Source organism: Oleiphilus sp. HI0043 (genome assembly GCF_001634935.1).
In genome coordinates this window covers 1-525 of record NZ_LWEY01000793.1, presented here as the reverse complement: position 1 = coordinate 525, position 525 = coordinate 1, and the positions used below count along the sequence as shown (strand labels likewise).

The window sequence follows — 525 nt, the reverse complement described above, 5'->3', positions numbered from 1 at the left end:
AAGTAGTCGCTATAGACTTGAGCGTATTCGTTAGCGATTGAAATAAGTTTTTTGTTTTCGAGTGTTTCTTCCAGATACAAGCCCTGTAAGTAATGACGTGAAGTAGAGAGGGTAATGGTATTGAGCGCTTCGTGTTTACCTGTCTGTTCCGATAATTCAAATATATTGATGTCGGAACCTCCATTGTAGCTGTATATCAGGTTTCCGTCGGTCTTAAGCCAGTCGAGTTCATCGACTCCTGTTTCTTGAGTATTAGTTCGGGAGTAGCTATCGCTTGACTCGTCAGAAGAGGCATCTGCACTTCCATCGCTTTCGAGTACGGGGGCATCGAGGCAAATATCGCAATAGCTAGGGTTCTGGTTATTCGAAGCAATTCCGTGCTTTAAGTAGCTTTCCAGAGGGCCGCCCGTTCCGGTAATTCCGCCATCATTCTCGGACTCACTACAGCCAACGAAAACAGATGACAGTAAGCTCAAGGTGAGAAGAAACAAACTTGGCTTAAGTTTATGTTGAATGTCCATTGCA

The 525-nt window shown here is 44.4% G+C and carries 1 protein-coding gene; it reads right to left on the bottom strand.

All coding sequences use genetic code 11. From position 1 onward, the window contains the following. On the bottom strand, positions 1–525 hold a 525-nt coding region (locus A3729_RS09105), incomplete at both ends, for a beta-propeller domain-containing protein (RefSeq protein WP_197475725.1).